This window comes from Streptomyces sp. NPDC016677 (assembly GCF_055562815.1).
Map to the genome: position 1 here is coordinate 266,130 of NZ_JBVHEO010000003.1, position 14,183 is coordinate 280,312.

General features: G+C 72.8%; 14 protein-coding genes. 9 read left to right on the plus strand and 5 right to left on the minus strand.

Annotated features, from left to right (window positions below; all coding sequences use genetic code 11):
- Positions 1-65: 65 nt before the first annotated feature.
- Both ACZ3IG_RS10980 and ACZ3IG_RS10985 read right to left on the minus strand, forming a co-directional pair.
- Complete coding sequence (locus tag ACZ3IG_RS10980; RefSeq protein ID WP_467430928.1) at positions 66-269, minus strand: acyl-CoA carboxylase subunit epsilon; 204 nt, start codon at positions 267-269, stop codon at positions 66-68.
- Positions 270-278: 9 nt separating this feature from the next.
- Entirely contained in the window at positions 279-1,868 is a 1,590-nt protein-coding gene (locus ACZ3IG_RS10985) for an acyl-CoA carboxylase subunit beta (protein ID WP_467430930.1), read from the minus strand.
- 109 nt (positions 1,869-1,977) lie between these two features.
- Here ACZ3IG_RS10985 and ACZ3IG_RS10990 point away from each other — a divergent pair, with 109 nt between their 5' ends.
- The 4 genes from ACZ3IG_RS10990 to ACZ3IG_RS11005 all read left to right on the plus strand — a co-directional run bounded on the left by ACZ3IG_RS10990 (position 1,978) and on the right by ACZ3IG_RS11005 (position 6,245).
- Positions 1,978-2,844, plus strand: coding sequence for a biotin--[acetyl-CoA-carboxylase] ligase (locus tag ACZ3IG_RS10990; protein WP_467430932.1), 867 nt, complete (start codon positions 1,978-1,980; stop codon positions 2,842-2,844).
- A gap of 244 nt (positions 2,845-3,088) precedes the next feature.
- Positions 3,089-4,216 carry an adenylate/guanylate cyclase domain-containing protein gene (locus ACZ3IG_RS10995; protein ID WP_403532847.1) on the plus strand — a complete coding sequence of 376 codons (1,128 nt, stop codon included), beginning with the start codon at positions 3,089-3,091 and terminating at the stop codon, positions 4,214-4,216.
- Positions 4,217-4,239: 23 nt separating this feature from the next.
- Positions 4,240-5,040 carry an enoyl-CoA hydratase/isomerase family protein gene (locus tag ACZ3IG_RS11000; protein WP_467430934.1) on the plus strand — a complete coding sequence of 267 codons (801 nt, stop codon included), beginning with the start codon at positions 4,240-4,242 and terminating at the stop codon, positions 5,038-5,040.
- 53 nt (positions 5,041-5,093) lie between these two features.
- Positions 5,094-6,245, plus strand: a complete 1,152-nt coding sequence (locus tag ACZ3IG_RS11005; protein ID WP_467430937.1) for a GGDEF domain-containing protein — start codon at positions 5,094-5,096, stop codon at positions 6,243-6,245.
- On the opposite strand, the gene ACZ3IG_RS11010 is transcribed toward ACZ3IG_RS11005, so the two are convergent.
- Positions 6,242-7,033 (minus strand): hypothetical protein, encoded by a 792-nt coding sequence (locus ACZ3IG_RS11010; RefSeq protein ID WP_467430938.1) that lies wholly within the window; start codon positions 7,031-7,033, stop codon positions 6,242-6,244. The genes ACZ3IG_RS11005 and ACZ3IG_RS11010 overlap by 4 nt on opposite strands.
- Positions 7,030-7,611: a hypothetical protein gene (locus ACZ3IG_RS11015; RefSeq protein ID WP_467430939.1), complete on the minus strand. Its 582-nt coding sequence runs from the start codon at positions 7,609-7,611 to the stop codon at positions 7,030-7,032. Before ACZ3IG_RS11015 ends, ACZ3IG_RS11010 begins: the two co-directional genes overlap by 4 nt.
- 132 nt (positions 7,612-7,743) lie before the next feature.
- Here ACZ3IG_RS11015 and hutH point away from each other — a divergent pair, with 132 nt between their 5' ends.
- Positions 7,744-9,282, plus strand: a complete 1,539-nt coding sequence (hutH, locus tag ACZ3IG_RS11020) for a histidine ammonia-lyase (protein ID WP_467431659.1) — start codon at positions 7,744-7,746, stop codon at positions 9,280-9,282.
- 96 nt (positions 9,283-9,378) lie between these two features.
- Here hutH and ACZ3IG_RS11025 read toward each other — a convergent pair whose 3' ends face one another.
- Entirely contained in the window at positions 9,379-9,693 is a 315-nt protein-coding gene (locus ACZ3IG_RS11025; protein ID WP_467430941.1) for a hypothetical protein, read from the minus strand.
- Positions 9,694-9,802: 109 nt separating this feature from the next.
- On the opposite strand from ACZ3IG_RS11025, the gene ACZ3IG_RS11030 reads away from it, so the two are divergent.
- The 4 genes from ACZ3IG_RS11030 to ACZ3IG_RS11045 all read left to right on the plus strand — a co-directional run bounded on the left by ACZ3IG_RS11030 (position 9,803) and on the right by ACZ3IG_RS11045 (position 14,087).
- Positions 9,803-10,207, plus strand: coding sequence for a hypothetical protein (locus ACZ3IG_RS11030; RefSeq protein WP_467430942.1), 405 nt, complete (start codon positions 9,803-9,805; stop codon positions 10,205-10,207).
- 222 nt (positions 10,208-10,429) lie between these two features.
- Positions 10,430-11,677 carry a L,D-transpeptidase gene (locus tag ACZ3IG_RS11035; RefSeq protein ID WP_467430945.1) on the plus strand — a complete coding sequence of 416 codons (1,248 nt, stop codon included), beginning with the start codon at positions 10,430-10,432 and terminating at the stop codon, positions 11,675-11,677.
- Between the two features lie 153 nt (positions 11,678-11,830).
- Complete coding sequence (locus ACZ3IG_RS11040) at positions 11,831-13,327, plus strand: ABC transporter permease (RefSeq protein ID WP_467430946.1); 1,497 nt, start codon at positions 11,831-11,833, stop codon at positions 13,325-13,327.
- A 76-nt stretch (positions 13,328-13,403) separates the two neighbouring features.
- Positions 13,404-14,087: an ABC transporter ATP-binding protein gene (locus ACZ3IG_RS11045; RefSeq protein ID WP_467430947.1), complete on the plus strand. Its 684-nt coding sequence runs from the start codon at positions 13,404-13,406 to the stop codon at positions 14,085-14,087.
- Positions 14,088-14,183 lie beyond the last annotated feature (96 nt).

Sequence of the window (14,183 nt, forward strand, 5' to 3'; positions counted from 1 at the left end):
GAGTAGGGGTACTCATTCGGCGCCCTCGGTTCCGGCTCCGCGCGCGGTTCCCCGCGCCCCTGGGTTCATGGCCAGTAGGTGCGTGTCCAGGCGGACGGGCCCGGGTGCGGGAGGCGGGTGCGGGCGATGCGGGACGGGTCGGACCAGGTGTCGGGCGTCGGCTCCGGGGCCGGTTCGGCGGCCGGCGTCGCGGTGCGGGCCTTGACGACCGCCAGGGCGGCGGCCAGTTCCTCCGGGGACGGGTTGCCCCGTATGACCCTGATGGTCACAGCGGCTCCTTACAGGGGGATGTTGCCGTGCTTCTTCGGCGGGAGGGACTCCCGCTTGGTGCGGAGCTGGCGCAGCCCGCGGACGACGTGGGCGCGGGTGTCGGACGGCATGATCACGGCATCGACGTAGCCGCGCTCGGCGGCGGTGTAGGGGTTGAGGAGGGTGTCCTCGTACTCCCGCATCAGCCGGGCCCGGGCGGCCTCGGGGTCGTCGGCGTCGGCGATGGCGCGCCGGTGCAGGATGTTGACGGCGCCCTGCGCGCCCATCACGGCGATCTGGGCGGTGGGCCAGGCCAGGTTGAGGTCGGCGCCCAGGTGCTTGGAGCCCATCACGTCGTACGCGCCGCCGAACGCCTTCCGGGTGATCACCGTGATCAGCGGGACCGTCGCCTCCGCGTAGGCGTAGATCAGCTTGGCGCCGCGGCGGATGATGCCGTCGTGCTCCTGGCCGACGCCGGGCAGGAAGCCGGGGACGTCGACGAAGGTCAGGACGGGCACGTTGAAGGCGTCGCAGGTGCGGACGAAGCGGGCGGCCTTCTCGCTCGCGGTGATGTCCAGGCACCCGGCGAACTGCATCGGCTGGTTGGCGACGATCCCGACCGGGCGGCCCTCGACGCGGCCGAAGCCGGTGAGGATGTTCGGCGCGAACATCGCCTGCGTCTCGAAGAACTCCGCGTCGTCGAGGACGTGCTCGACGACCGCGTGCATGTCGTACGGCTGGTTGGCGGAGTCGGGGACGATGACGTCCAGCTCGCGGTCCTCGTCGGTGACCGCGAGGTCGGCCTCCTCGGGGAAGGCGGGCGGCTCGGAGAGGTTGTTGGACGGCAGGTACGACAGCAGCTGCTTGACGTACTCGATGGCGTCCTTCTCGTCGCCGGCCATGTGGTGGGCCACGCCGGAGGCGGTGTTGTGGGTGCGGGCGCCGCCCAGCTCCTCGAAGCCGACGTCCTCGCCGGTCACCGTCTTGATCACGTCCGGGCCGGTGATGAACATGTGGGACGTCTGGTCGACCATGACGGTGAAGTCGGTGATCGCCGGGGAGTACACCGCGCCGCCCGCGCAGGGGCCGACGACCAGGCTGATCTGCGGGATCACACCGCTGGCGTGGGTGTTGCGGCGGAAGATCTCGCCGTACGCGCCGAGCGAGGCCACGCCCTCCTGGATACGGGCGCCGCCGGAGTCGTTGATGCCGATGACCGGGCAGCCGGTCTTCAGCGCGAAGTCCATCACCTTGCAGATCTTCTGCCCGTACGTCTCGCCGAGCGCGCCGCCGAAGACGGTGAAGTCCTGGGAGAAGACGGCGACCGGACGGCCGTCGACCGTGCCGTAGCCGGTGACGACGCCGTCGCCGTAGGGGCGGTTGTCCGCCAGGCCGAAGTTGGTGGAGCGGTGCCGGGCGAACTCGTCCAGCTCGACGAAGCTGTCCTCGTCGAGGAGCAGGGCGATCCGCTCACGGGCCGTCAGCTTGCCTTTGGCGTGCTGCTTCTCGACAGCGCGCTGTGAACCGGCGTGCGTCGCCTCGTCGACACGGCGTCGCAGGTCCGCGAGCTTGCCCGCGGTCGTGTGGATGTCGGGCTGCTGCCCTTCCGGCTCGGACATCGGGATGGGGCTCCCTGCCTGGTCAAATGAGCGGTCGGTTGTTCATCGCAGCGTAGTGGGGTGCCTACCGATCGGCAGTGCGGCGTTTGCCACACCTAGGGTGGCTTGCATGACTCCGCGAGATGACGCAGACCGCAGCCGCAGCCGGTGGTCCGACCTGGACCGGCCGCCCCTGAACGCCACCGCCCTGCGGCGCGGCCTGGTGCGGCCGGGCGGGCTGTGGCGCGAGGTGGACGTCGTGCAGCGCACCGGCTCCACCAACTCCGACCTGGTGGCGCGGGCCGCCGCCGGCCGGGCGACGGAGGGCACCGTCCTGGTCGCGGAGGAGCAGAACGCGGCCCGGGGCCGCCTGGACCGGCGGTGGACCGCACCGGCCCGCTCGGGCCTGTTCTTCTCCGTCCTGCTGACGCCCGCCGAGGTACCGGTCGCCCGCTGGGGCTGGCTGCCGCTGCTCACCGGCGTCGCCGTGGCCGCCGGCCTGTCCCGCGCGGCCGGCGTCGACACGGCCCTCAAGTGGCCCAACGACCTCCTCGTCACCGTCGGCGGCGAGGAACGCAAGGCCGGCGGCATCCTCGCGGAACGGGCCGGCCCCGACGGCGTGGTCGTCGGCATCGGCGTCAACGTCACCCTGCGCGCCGGTGAACTGCCGGTCCCGCACGCCGGCTCGCTCGCCCTGGCCGGCGCGATCAGCACCGACCGCGACCCCCTGCTGCGCGGCGTGCTGCGGTCGCTGGAGGAGTGGTACGGGCGCTGGCGCGCGGCCGGCGGGGACCCGGGGCCCTCGGGGCTCCAGGAGGCGTACGCCGCCGGCTGCGCGACGCTCGGCCGCACCGTACGGGCCGAGCTGCCGGGCGGCACCGACCTGGCCGGCGAGGCGGTGGCCGTGGACGGGGACGGACGGCTGGTGCTCGCCACCGAGGACGGGGTGCGCGCACCGGTGGGCGCGGGGGACATCGTCCACCTGCGGCCCGCGTGAGGGTGGGCGGCCTGCGCGGCGGCGTACGTACGTGAGGTGAGCGGCCTGTGGGGCAGTGGCCCGCGTGAGGAGGAGCGGCCTGTGGGGCGGTGGCTCGCGTGAGGGTGTGTGGCCTGTGGGGCGGTGGCTCGCGTGAGGGTGTGCGGCCTGTGGGGCGGCGGCTCGCGGGAGTGAGCTGGCCCACAGCTGTCGTAAAGTTGGGCCCGGTCGCTATCTGACCGCGGCAGATCGGAAGGCAGCAGGCGTGACCGTAGACGACACGGGCTCGGGCACGGACGGGAACGGCGAGGTGGACCCCGCCGAACCCGGCGAACCCGGCGACGACCCGCTCGCGCTCCGTCTGGAACAGCTCATCCTGGGCGCCGGGCGCCGCTACACCCCCTTCCAGGCCGCCCGCAGCGCGGGCGTCTCCATGGAACTGGCCTCGCGTTTCTGGCGGGCCATGGGCTTCGCCGACATCGGGCAGGCCAAGGCGCTCACCGAGGCCGACGTACTGGCCCTGCGGCGCCTGGCCGGTCTGGTGGAGGCCGGGCTGCTCAGCGAGGCGATGGCCGTGCAGGTGGCCCGGTCCACCGGGCAGACCACCGCCCGGCTGGCCGAGTGGCAGATGGACTCCTTCCTGGAAGGGCTGACCGAGCCGCCGGAGCCGGGGATGACCCGCACCGAGGTCACGTATCCGATCGTCGAGCTGCTGCTGCCGGAGCTGGAGGAGTTCCTCGTCTACGTCTGGCGGCGCCAGCTCGCCGCGTCGGCCGGGCGGGTCGTGCAGGCCACCGACGACGAGGAGATGGTCGACCGGCGCCTGGCCGTCGGCTTCGCCGACCTGGTCGGCTTCACCCGGCTGACCCGCCGCATGGAGGAGGAGGAACTCGGCGAGCTGGTCGAGGCCTTCGAGACCACCGCCGCCGACCTGATCGCCGCCCGCGGCGGACGCCTGGTCAAGACGCTGGGCGACGAGGTCCTCTACGCCGCGGACGACGCCGGTACGGCCGCCGAGATCGCCCTGCGGCTGATCGAGACCATGTCGGGTGACGAGACGATGCCGGAGCTGCGGGTCGGCATGGCCTTCGGCACGGTCACCACCCGGATGGGCGACGTCTTCGGCACCACCGTCAACCTGGCGTCCCGGCTCACCTCGATAGCTCCGCGCGACGCTGTCCTCGTCGACTCGGCCTTCGCGCAGGAGCTGATCCGCACCGGGGACGCGCCGGCCTCCGAGGCGCAGGCGGCCCAGGAGGCCGAGGCGGCGGAGAAGGAGGGCGAGGAGCCGCCGGCGTACCGCTTCGCGCTCCAGCCGATGTGGCAGCGCCCGGTGCGCGGCCTCGGGGTCGTCGAACCCTGGCTGCTGACGCGGCGGGGGGAACCGTTGTAGACGTCTTCAACCGGAGGGGTGTCATGAGCGAGGAGCGGTACGGGGAGTCCGTGCTGGTACAGCGGCACGCGGACGGGCACGTCGCGGAGCTGGCGCTGGACCGGCCCCAGGCCATGAACGCCGTCTCGACCGGCATGGCCCGGTCCATCGGCGCGGCCTGCGCGGCGCTGGGCGCGGACCCGGGCGTACGGGTGGTGGTGCTGACCTCGACCCATGAGCGGGCGTTCTGCGTCGGCGCCGACCTCAAGGAGCGCAACTCCTTCACCGACGCCGACCTGCGGCGCCAGCGGCCGGTCACCCGGGGCGCGTACACGGGCGTACTGGAGCTGCCGGTGCCGACGGTCGCGGCCGTGCACGGGTACGCGCTGGGCGGCGGCTTCGAGCTGGCCCTCTCCTGCGACGTGATCGTCGCCGACCGTACGGCCGTGGTGGGGCTGCCCGAGGTGTCCGTCGGGGTGATCCCCGGGGGCGGCGGTACACAGCTGCTGCCGCGCCGGGTGGGGGCGGCGCGCGCCGCCGAGCTGGTCTTCACGGCGCGGCGGGTGGAGGCGGCGGAGGCGCGCGAGCTGGGCCTGGTCGACCAGCTGGTGGACGAGGGACGGGACCGCGACGAGGCGCTGGCGCTGGCCGGCCGGATCGCGGCCAACTCCCCGGTCGGCCTGCGCGCCGCCAAGCGGGCCCTGCGGCTCGGTCAGGGGCTGGACCTGCGGGCCGGCCTCGAAGTGGAGGACGCGGCCTGGCGGACGGTGGCGTTCTCGGGGGACCGGGCGGAGGGCGTGGCGGCGTTCAACGAGAAGCGGAAGCCGCGGTGGCCGGGGGAGTAGCCGAGAGGCGACCCCCGGCGGCGGTCCGTCCCGTATGTCCCTAACCTGATGAAATGGGTGAGGACAGACGTCTCGCGGCCGTCGTCGCGCTGGCGCAGGGGATGGCCGCCGCGCACGGCCTGCGGGAGGCGTGGCGGGCGGCGGCCGTCGGCGGCTGCCGGGCGCTGGGCGGCAGCTTCGCCGCCCTGTCGGTGTGGGAACGGGAGCTGGGCCGCCTGCGCGTGCTGGTGAACGTGGGGGAGCGGGCCGAGGGCGAGGAGGAGTTCCCGGAGGACGAGTCCTACCCGGTGCACCAGTTCGCGGAGATCACCGAGTTCCTGCACGAACGCTGGGCCGGCGGCGGCGAGCCCGACGCCTGGGTGGAGACGGCGCGGGGCCCGGCGGCCGGACGGCCGGGCTACGTCCATCAGCGCGTCGCCGCCCTGCGCCGCCGGGGCCGCGGCTGCTGCGTCGTCGCCCCGATCGTGCTGCACGGCCGCGCCTGGGGCGAGCTGTACGTGGCCCGGCCGGTGGGGGCGCCCGTCTTCGAACGGGGCGACGCCGACTTCGCCACCGTCCTGGCCTCCGTCGTCGCCGCCGGGATCGCGCAGACCGAACGCCTGGAGGAGGTACGGCGCCTGGCCTACACCGACGCGCTCACCGGCCTGGCCAACCGCCGCGCCGTCGACGCCCACCTGGACGAGGCGGTGGAACGCCACCGCCGCGACGGTGTGGTGGTCAGCCTCGTCGTCTGCGACCTCAACGGCCTCAAACGGGTCAACGACACCCACGGGCACGCCGTCGGCGACCGGCTGCTGGAACGGTTCGGCTCGGTGCTGTCGCTGTGCGGGGCGATGCTGCCGGGCGCGCTGGCGGCCCGGCTCGGCGGCGACGAGTTCTGCCTGCTGGCGGTCGGCCCGCCCGCCGACGCGGTGGTCGAGGCGGCCGGGGAGCTGTGCCGCCGGGCCGCCGTACTGGAGCTGGGCGACGGGGTGGCCTGCGGGGTGGCCTCCACCGGCGACCCGATCGGCCCGGTCCGCTCCGCCCGCCGGCTCTTCCGGCTCGCGGACGCCGCGCAGTACCGCGCGAAGGCGGACCGCGCCGACTGCCCGGTCGTCGCCGGCCGCGAGGGCCCCGACGACCCGGTCGTCCGCCTGGCCGACCAGCCGTCCGGGGAGGAGCGGGACGGGGAGCGCCGCCGCTTCCGGGGGCGGCACGCGCCCTAACCTCTCCTGCCCAGCCGCCGCAGCCAGCCGCGCAGCCCGCCGGGGGGCGTCCGCGGCCCGCCGCCGTCGGCCGCGGCGCGGGCGCGGACGCGGTCGAGGGCGGCGCGGTGGCCGAGCACGGAGGCTTCCGCCACGGGGAGCGCGGCCAGCTCGCAGCCGTTCTGGTGACGGTGCCTGTGGTGACAGGCGGGACAGAGGTCCGTCGGCGGCGGTCCGCCCTGCGGCTCGGCGGCGCGGCGCGTGTGGACGCGGTCGAGCGCGGCACCGTACCCGAGCACCGCGGCCTCCTCCACCGGCAGCGGTTCCAGGGAGCAGCCCGGCTGGTGCCGGTGGGTGTGGTGGCAGGCGGGGCAGGTCGCGGACGGGGGCGGTGGGGCGCCCGGTACGGGGTGTCCGCCGCCGTGTGCGCGGACGCGGGCGAGTGCGGCGTCGTGGCCGAGGGCGGCGGCGTCGTCCACCGGCAGCGGTTCCAGGGGGCAGCCCGGCTGGTGCCGGTGGGTGTGGTGGCAGGCGGGGCAGGTCGCCGACGGGGGCGGTGGGGCGCCGAACGCCTGCGGGGGCGGCGTCGGCGGGGCCGGCTGCTGGGCGCCCTCGGCCCGCGCGCGCACCTGCTCCAGGGCCGCCTCGTAGCCGAGCGCCGCGGCCTGGCTCACCGGCAGGGAGGCCAGGTCGCAGTCCGGGGTGTGGCCGCGCGAGTGGTGACAGCCCGGACAGGCCGACGCGGGCGGTGGTGCTGCCCTGTCGTGCTCGTAGTCGCCCCACCACTCCCGCGGATCGCCGCCCGTCATGCGTCCCCCCGAAGCAAGCGGCGCCGCCGCACCCGGCGCCGGATCGATGGATACGTGCTCCACACCGCCTCGCCCACCGCCGCGCAGGCCGCCACGGCCGCCGCCGCCCAGCGGAACGGTGTGTCCAGGGAGGTACCCGGCGTGGGCGGTACCAGAACCAGCGACACACCCAGCCACAGCATGATCAGGCCACCGCTGTAGGTGACGTAGGTGCGGCGGCGCCAGGCGTCCCACAGTTCGAAGTCGTGGTTCTGTTCCTCGCGCAGCAGGTCACGGCGGTCCCGTACCTCCTCCTCCGTCCACCAGGCGGTGATGTCGGCGTACGAGTACAGGTGCCGGCGGGCGTGGAAGCCGAACTGCACGCAGGTGACGAAGAGCAGGGCCGCCAGGGTCAGGAACAGCAGGACGGGGCCGGGCCAGCGGAACTTGTCGCTGTCCGCGGCGACCACCCCGATCGCGGCGACGGCGAACCCCGCCAGCAGCGGCGCGGCGACATTGCTCACCGCGTCCACGGCCACCCCGAAACCCAGCGGCGACGGCTTGCGCCACTGCGGCGACGACGGCCTGTACGGGCTCAACGGGACCTCCGGAAAAGGGTGTTCGGCGCAGCAAACTACCGGCCCGGCGGACGGTCCGCGCGATGTAAGGGGTGAACGGCCGCCCCAGGGGTGACACCGTCGCATTCACTGCGTACGCTCCTGAATATGACTATGCACACTGTGGTGGTGGGGACGGCCGGAGTCACCGCGTCCGACGTCCTCGCCGTGGCGCGCGGCGGCGCCCGGGTCGAGCTCTCCGGGGAGGCGGTGGCGGCGCTGGCCGCGGCCCGCGAGACCGTGGACGCGCTGGCCGCCAAGCCGGACCCCGTCTACGGCGTCAGCACCGGCTTCGGCGCCCTGGCGACCCGGCACATCAGCCCCGAGCTGCGGGCCCGGTTGCAGCGCAACATCGTCCGCTCGCACGCCGCCGGAATGGGGCCGAGGGTGGAGCGGGAGGTCGTACGGGCCCTGATGTTCCTGCGGCTGAAGACCGTCTGCTCCGGGCGCACCGGCGTCCGCCCCGAGGTCGCCCAGGCCATGGCGGACGTGCTGAACGCCGGGATCAGCCCCGTCGTGCACGAGTACGGCTCCCTCGGCTGCTCGGGCGACCTCGCGCCCCTGTCCCACTGCGCGCTGACGCTGATGGGCGAGGGCGAGGCGGAGGGTCCGGACGGGACCGTACGGCCCGCCGGCGAGTTGCTCGCGGAGCACGGGATCACCCCCGTCGAGCTGCGCGAGAAGGAGGGCCTCGCCCTGCTCAACGGCACCGACGGCATGCTCGGCATGCTGGTCATGGCCCTCGCCGACCTCGACACCCTCTACACGTCGGCCGACGTCACCGCCGCCCTCACCCTGGAGGCGCTGCTCGGCACCGACAAGGTGCTCGCCCCCGAGCTGCACGCCATCCGCCCGCACCCCGGACAGGCCGCGTCCGCCGCCAACATGGCCGCCGTGCTGGCGGGCTCCGGCCTCACCGGCCACCACCAGGACGACGCCCCGCGCGTCCAGGACGCCTACTCGGTGCGCTGCGCCCCGCAGGTCGCCGGCGCCGGCCGGGACACCCTGGCCCACGCCCGCCTGGTCGCGGAGCGGGAGCTGGCGGCGGCGGTGGACAACCCGGTCGTGCTGCCCGACGGCAGGGTGGAGTCCAACGGGAACTTCCACGGCGCCCCGGTCGCCTACGTCCTCGACTTCCTCGCCATCGCCGTCGCCGACCTCGCCTCCATCGCCGAGCGGCGCACCGACCGGCTGCTGGACAAGAACCGCAGCCACGGTCTGCCGCCGTTCCTCGCCGACGACCCCGGGGTGGACTCCGGGCTCATGATCGCCCAGTACACGCAGGCCGCGCTGGTCAGCGAGTTGAAGCGGCTCGCCGTACCGGCGTCGGCGGACTCCATCCCGTCCTCGGCCATGCAGGAGGACCACGTGTCGATGGGCTGGTCGGCGGCGCGCAAGCTGCGCACGGCCGTCGGCAACCTCACCCGGGTGATCGCCGTCGAGCTGTACGCCGCCACCCGGGCGCTCCAGCTCCGTGAGGGACTCACCCCGGCCCCGGCCTCCCGGGCCGTGATCGACGCCGTACGGCGGGCCGGGATCGAGGGCCCCGGTCCGGACCGCTTCCTGGCGCCCGACCTGGCCGCCGCGGACGCGTTCGTACGTGACGGGCGGCTGGTCGAGGCGGCGGAGACGGTGACCGGACCGCTGCGCTAGTCATACGAAAGCGCTGTGCCGGTGACAGTTCACCGGCACAGCGCGTCAAGAAAAAGCCAAGAACACCAAAAGCTTTGAGAAACCCTCAGGAGTTCCTCAGAAGTCCAGGCGTTCGCGGCGCACCGAATAGACCACGAAACCGGCGCCCAGCCCCAGACAGGCGGTGCCGCCGATGACGTACGGAGTGCTGTCGAAGCTGCCGGTGTCGGCCAGCCGGGTGCTCCCGTCGACGGCCCCGGGGGCCGTGGCGGCGAGTCTCGCCTGCTCGGTGACCTGCGGAGACGGGCTGCTGGGCGGGGTGTTTCCCGCGGCGGTCTCCGGGGTCGCGTTGGCGGACGGGACGAACCACAGGGCGCACAGCAGGGAGCCCGCGGCAGCGGCGGTCAGCAACGGACGGCGAGCGGATGACACTGAATATCGATCCCCTTGTGGCGCTGGTGAATTGGCCGTGCGGGGCGATGTTAGTGAAAGGCGCGGGTCACCGGAAAGCCGCGGGGGTCGTCGGCCGTACGCTCCGGACATGAGCGCTGATGAGACATCACGGTATGTACGGATTCGTGTCGACCTCGTCCTGGAGGTCGAGGACGACGAGGCGGTCACCCGGGCCGCGCTGCGGCGGATCGCCGGGGACGCCGCCCTGCCCGAGGCGGAGCGGACGGGCGCCGAGGACGCTGTGACGGAGGACACCGCGGAGGCGCTGGCCCATCTCGTCGACCCGTTCGACCTGGTCAGCGAGGTGCCGGGGGTCGAACTCCAGCAGGCGTCCTGGAGCGGCGAGTGGATCGACTACGACCCCGATTCGCCGGACTGGGGCCTCGACGAGGATGATGGCCCCCTGTACGACGGATACGGCGACGGCGGCGACGACGACGGCGGCCACGGAGGCGGTCGCGGCGCGCGTGACCCGGAAGTGACGGTCGGCTGACGCTCCTTGGGGAAACCGTGACCCCGGGCGGCAACCGCCGCCCGGGGTTTCGCCGTCTCACCCGGCGCACGGACCGATACCGGCGCGGGAGCGTCCGTCCCGCGGACGTGGTGTGGCCCACACCTGGGGGCCATGTGGAACGGGACGAACCGGTCGTAGCGTTGAACAGGTTGACGGGGAATCTCGTGGTTTCCGGAATCGGTAGCGATGGAGAAGCGTGTGATGACGAACAGTAAGCGGCGCAAGGGCCTCGCGGCCGCGTCCGCGCTGCTCGGGGGTGTACTGGTGCTCTCGGCGTGTTCCGGCGGCGACGACGACGCGGCCGGTGGCGGCGGTGAGTCCTCGCAGGCCCAGGTCGACAAGGCGGCGGCCGAGAAGACCTCCGAGGCGCAGATCAAGATCAAGCCGGAGAACGGGTCCGACAACGCGTCCATCAACAACTCCGCGACCGTCTCCGTGACCAAGGGCACGCTCACCGAGGTCAAGATGACCACCTCGGACGGCACCGAGGTCAGCGGCGAGATATCCGCCGACAAGACCAGCTGGAAGCCCAGCGCGCAGCTGGAGCGGGCCACCACCTACAAGCTGACGGTCACCGCCGAGGACTCCGACGGCCGCGCGGCGCACGAGAACGCGTCGTTCACCACGGTCGCCCCGAACAACAGCTTCATCGGCACCTTCACGCCGGACGACGGCACCACGGTCGGCGTGGGCATGCCCGTCTCGATCAACTTCGACAAGGAGATCACCGACAAGGCCGCCGTCCAGAAGGGCATCACGGTCAACACCGACAGCGGCCAGGAGGTCGCCTGTCACTGGTTCAGCACCCAGCGCATGGACTGCCGCCCCGACGAGTACTGGAAGGAAGGCTCGACCGTCACCCTGAAGCTCGCGCTCGACGGTGTCGAGGGCGCCGACGGCGTCTTCGGTGTCCAGCAGAAGACGGTCACCTTCAAGGTCGGCCGCAACCAGGTCTCCTATGTCGACGCGCAGACCAAGCAGATGAAGGTCACGCAGGACGGCAAGACCGTCAAGACGATCCCGATCTCGGCCGGCTCCCCGGAGAACAAGACCTACGAGGGTCAGATGGTGATCTCCGAGAAGTACAAGGAGACCCGGATGGACGGCTCGACGGTCGGCTTCACCGACGACGACGGCAAGGGCGAGTACGACATCAAGGACGTACCGCACGCCATGCGGCTGAGCACCTCCGGCACCTTCATCCACGGCAACTACTGGGGTGCCAAGTCCATCTTCGGCAGCCAGAACACCAGCCACGGCTGTGTGGGCCTGTCGGACACCAAGGGCGCCAACGACTCCAGCACCCCGGCCGCCTGGTTCTACGACAACTCCCTCATCGGTGACGTGGTCGTCGTCCAGAACACCGGCGACGACACCATCGCCCCGGACAACGGCCTCAACGGCTGGAACATGGACTGGGCCGAGTGGAAGGCGGGCTCGGCGATCTGACGCCCCCGCAATTCACCGCTGCCGCACCGCCGTTCGCCCCTCAGAGGGCGGGCGGCGGTTCGCTTTGGTCACACATCGGCATCTCTCAGCCTTCTCATCCTCCTCTTATCGGAGGCTTATCCGCCCATCACGCGCCGTCCCTACTTTGCGGCCATGTTCTTCACCTACCTGAGGCGCGAACTGCGCCGCCGTAGAAAGGCGGCCCTCGTCGTCGCCTCCGGACTCGCGCTGGGCATCGCGCTGGTCATCGTCGTCAACTCCGTGTCGTCCGGCATGGGCAAGGCCCAGGAGAAGGTCCTGGAGTCGCTGTACGGCCTCGGCACCGACATGACCGTCACCAAGGCCGCCGCGGCGGACAGCGGCGGGAGCGGGCAGGGCGAGCGCCCCCGTTTCGAGTTCGACGCGCAGGACAGCGACTCCGACGAGGAGCAGTCCAGCGACCGGGTCATGGTGCAGGGCTTCCAGACCCTGGCCGGCTCCACCGTCGGCGAGGTCGCCGGCCAGAGCGGCGTGGCCGACGCGGTGGGCGGGCTCAGCCTCCAGGTCATGAAGGTCAGCGGCCAGTTCACGCGCGGTCAGTTCCAGCAGGGCGGCGGGGGCCAGACGCAGGGTCAGGGCCAGGGCGGCGCCCCCAGCGGCGGCACCGGCAGTCAGCAGGGCGGCGAAGTCCGGGGCGGCGGCGCCGACTTCGACGTCAACAGCTACTCCGTCTACGGCACCGACGTCACCGAGACCGCGCTCGGCCCGCTGACCTCCTCGAAGATCACCAGCGGCCGGACCTTCAAGACGTCCGAGACCGACGCCGAGGTCGCCGTCGTCGACTCGGCGTACGCCAAGGAGAAGGAGCTGAAGACCGGCTCCACGCTCACCATCAGCAGCACCAAGTTCAAGGTCATCGGGATCGCCACCGCCGACAGCGGGGACGCCGCGGCCAACGTCTACATCCCGCTGAAGCGGGCCCAGACGCTGGGTGACGCCAAGAACAAGGTCACCACCGTCTACGTCCAGGCGTCCGACTCGCAGCAGATCGACGCGGTCAAGTCGGCCATCCAGAAGAACATCTCGGGGACCACGGTCACCACCTCCGCCGACCTCGCCGACACCGTCTCGGGCTCGCTGTCCACCGCCTCCTCGCTGGCCACCAGCGTCGGCAAGTGGCTCTCCGTCCTGGTGCTGGTCGCCGCGTTCCTGGTCGCCGGCCTGCTCACCTCCTCGGCCGTCTCCCGCCGCGTACGCGAGTTCGGCACCCTGAAGGCGCTCGGCTGGAAGTCCGGCCGGGTGACCCGGCAGGTCGTCGGCGAGGCCGTCGTCAACGGCCTGGTCGGCGGCGTCCTCGGCATCGCGCTCGGCCTGGCGGGCGCGTACGCCGTCACCGCGGTCAGCCCCAGCCTGGAGGCCCAGCTCGGCGCCACCGCCGGCGGCACGGGCGGCGGCCCCGGCGGCGGCATGGGCGGCGGTCCCGGTGGCGGCATGGGCGGCGGACAGTCGGCGTCCAAGACCCTGGAGGTCGCCCTCACCGCGCCGGTCAGCCTCACCACCATCGCCCTGGCCGTCGTCCTCGCCGTGACGGGCGGTCTGATCGCCGGCGGCTTCGGCGGCTGGCGCGCCTCCCGGCTGCGCCCGGCGGACGCCCTGCGCCGCGTCGAGTAGCGCCGCCCCGCGCCGCGCCGAGCAGCGCGCGCCCCGCCCCGCCCCTCCCCTCACGTTTTCCAGGAGTCGGACCACCATGTACGAACTCAGAGGCGTCACCAAGCGCTATACGCGCGGCAAGGACACCGTCAACGCCCTCGACGGCATCGACCTGACCATCCCCGACGGCGACCGGCTGGTCATCCAGGGCCCCACCGGCGGCGGCAAGTCCACGCTGCTCCAGATGCTGGGCGCGCTGGACCGGCCCACCGCCGGCGAGATCGTCCTCGACGGCACCGACCTGGCCAAGCTGTCCGAGGCCCGGCTGACCCGGGTGCGCAGCGAAACCATCGGCATCGTCTTCCAGTCGTTCAACCTCATCCCCACGCTGACCGCGCAGGAGAACGTCGAGACCGCGCTGGTGCCGCTCGGCGTCAGGACCAGGGAACGGCGCGAACGCGCCGCCGAGGCACTGGAGTCGGTCGGCCTCGGCGAACGGCTCGGCCACCTGCCCAGCGAGATGTCCGGCGGCCAGCAGCAGCGGGTCGCCATCGCGCGGGCCCTGGTGAAGCAGCCCAAGGTGCTGCTCGCCGACGAACCCACGGGCAACCTCGACGAGTCGATGCGCGACGAGATCATGGACGTACTCGAACGGATGTGGAAGGAACTGGACCTGACCTTCGTGATGGTCACCCACGACTCCGCCATCGCCAAGAAGGCCCCGCGCCTGGCGACGATCCGCAAGGGGAAGATCACGATCCGGGAGAACGCGGAGGCGTGACCCGCGTGGCCCGAGTGATCCGCGCGACACACGGGCTCCTGTGACCGCCGGTAATCCATCGGTCAGGTAACGGAGTTCCCGCGGGGGCGTAACAGT

What these genes read in the sequence shown, in the direction of transcription:
- ACZ3IG_RS11035 (WP_467430945.1), top strand. Translation starts at nt 10,430, where the DNA reads ATGACGAACAGTAAGCGGCGCAAGGGCCTCGCGGCCGCGTCCGCGCTG.
- hutH (WP_467431659.1), top strand. Translation starts at nt 7,744, where the DNA reads ATGCACACTGTGGTGGTGGGGACGGCCGGAGTCACCGCGTCCGACGTC.
- ACZ3IG_RS10990 (WP_467430932.1), top strand. Translation starts at nt 1,978, where the DNA reads ATGACTCCGCGAGATGACGCAGACCGCAGCCGCAGCCGGTGGTCCGAC.
- ACZ3IG_RS11030 (WP_467430942.1), top strand. Translation starts at nt 9,803, where the DNA reads ATGAGCGCTGATGAGACATCACGGTATGTACGGATTCGTGTCGACCTC.
- ACZ3IG_RS11040 (WP_467430946.1), top strand. Translation starts at nt 11,831, where the DNA reads ATGTTCTTCACCTACCTGAGGCGCGAACTGCGCCGCCGTAGAAAGGCG.
- ACZ3IG_RS11010 (WP_467430938.1), bottom strand. Translation starts at nt 7,033, where the DNA reads ATGACGGGCGGCGATCCGCGGGAGTGGTGGGGCGACTACGAGCACGAC.
- ACZ3IG_RS11005 (WP_467430937.1), top strand. Translation starts at nt 5,094, where the DNA reads ATGGGTGAGGACAGACGTCTCGCGGCCGTCGTCGCGCTGGCGCAGGGG.
- ACZ3IG_RS11045 (WP_467430947.1), top strand. Translation starts at nt 13,404, where the DNA reads ATGTACGAACTCAGAGGCGTCACCAAGCGCTATACGCGCGGCAAGGAC.
- ACZ3IG_RS10985 (WP_467430930.1), bottom strand. Translation starts at nt 1,868, where the DNA reads ATGTCCGAGCCGGAAGGGCAGCAGCCCGACATCCACACGACCGCGGGC.
- ACZ3IG_RS11000 (WP_467430934.1), top strand. Translation starts at nt 4,240, where the DNA reads ATGAGCGAGGAGCGGTACGGGGAGTCCGTGCTGGTACAGCGGCACGCG.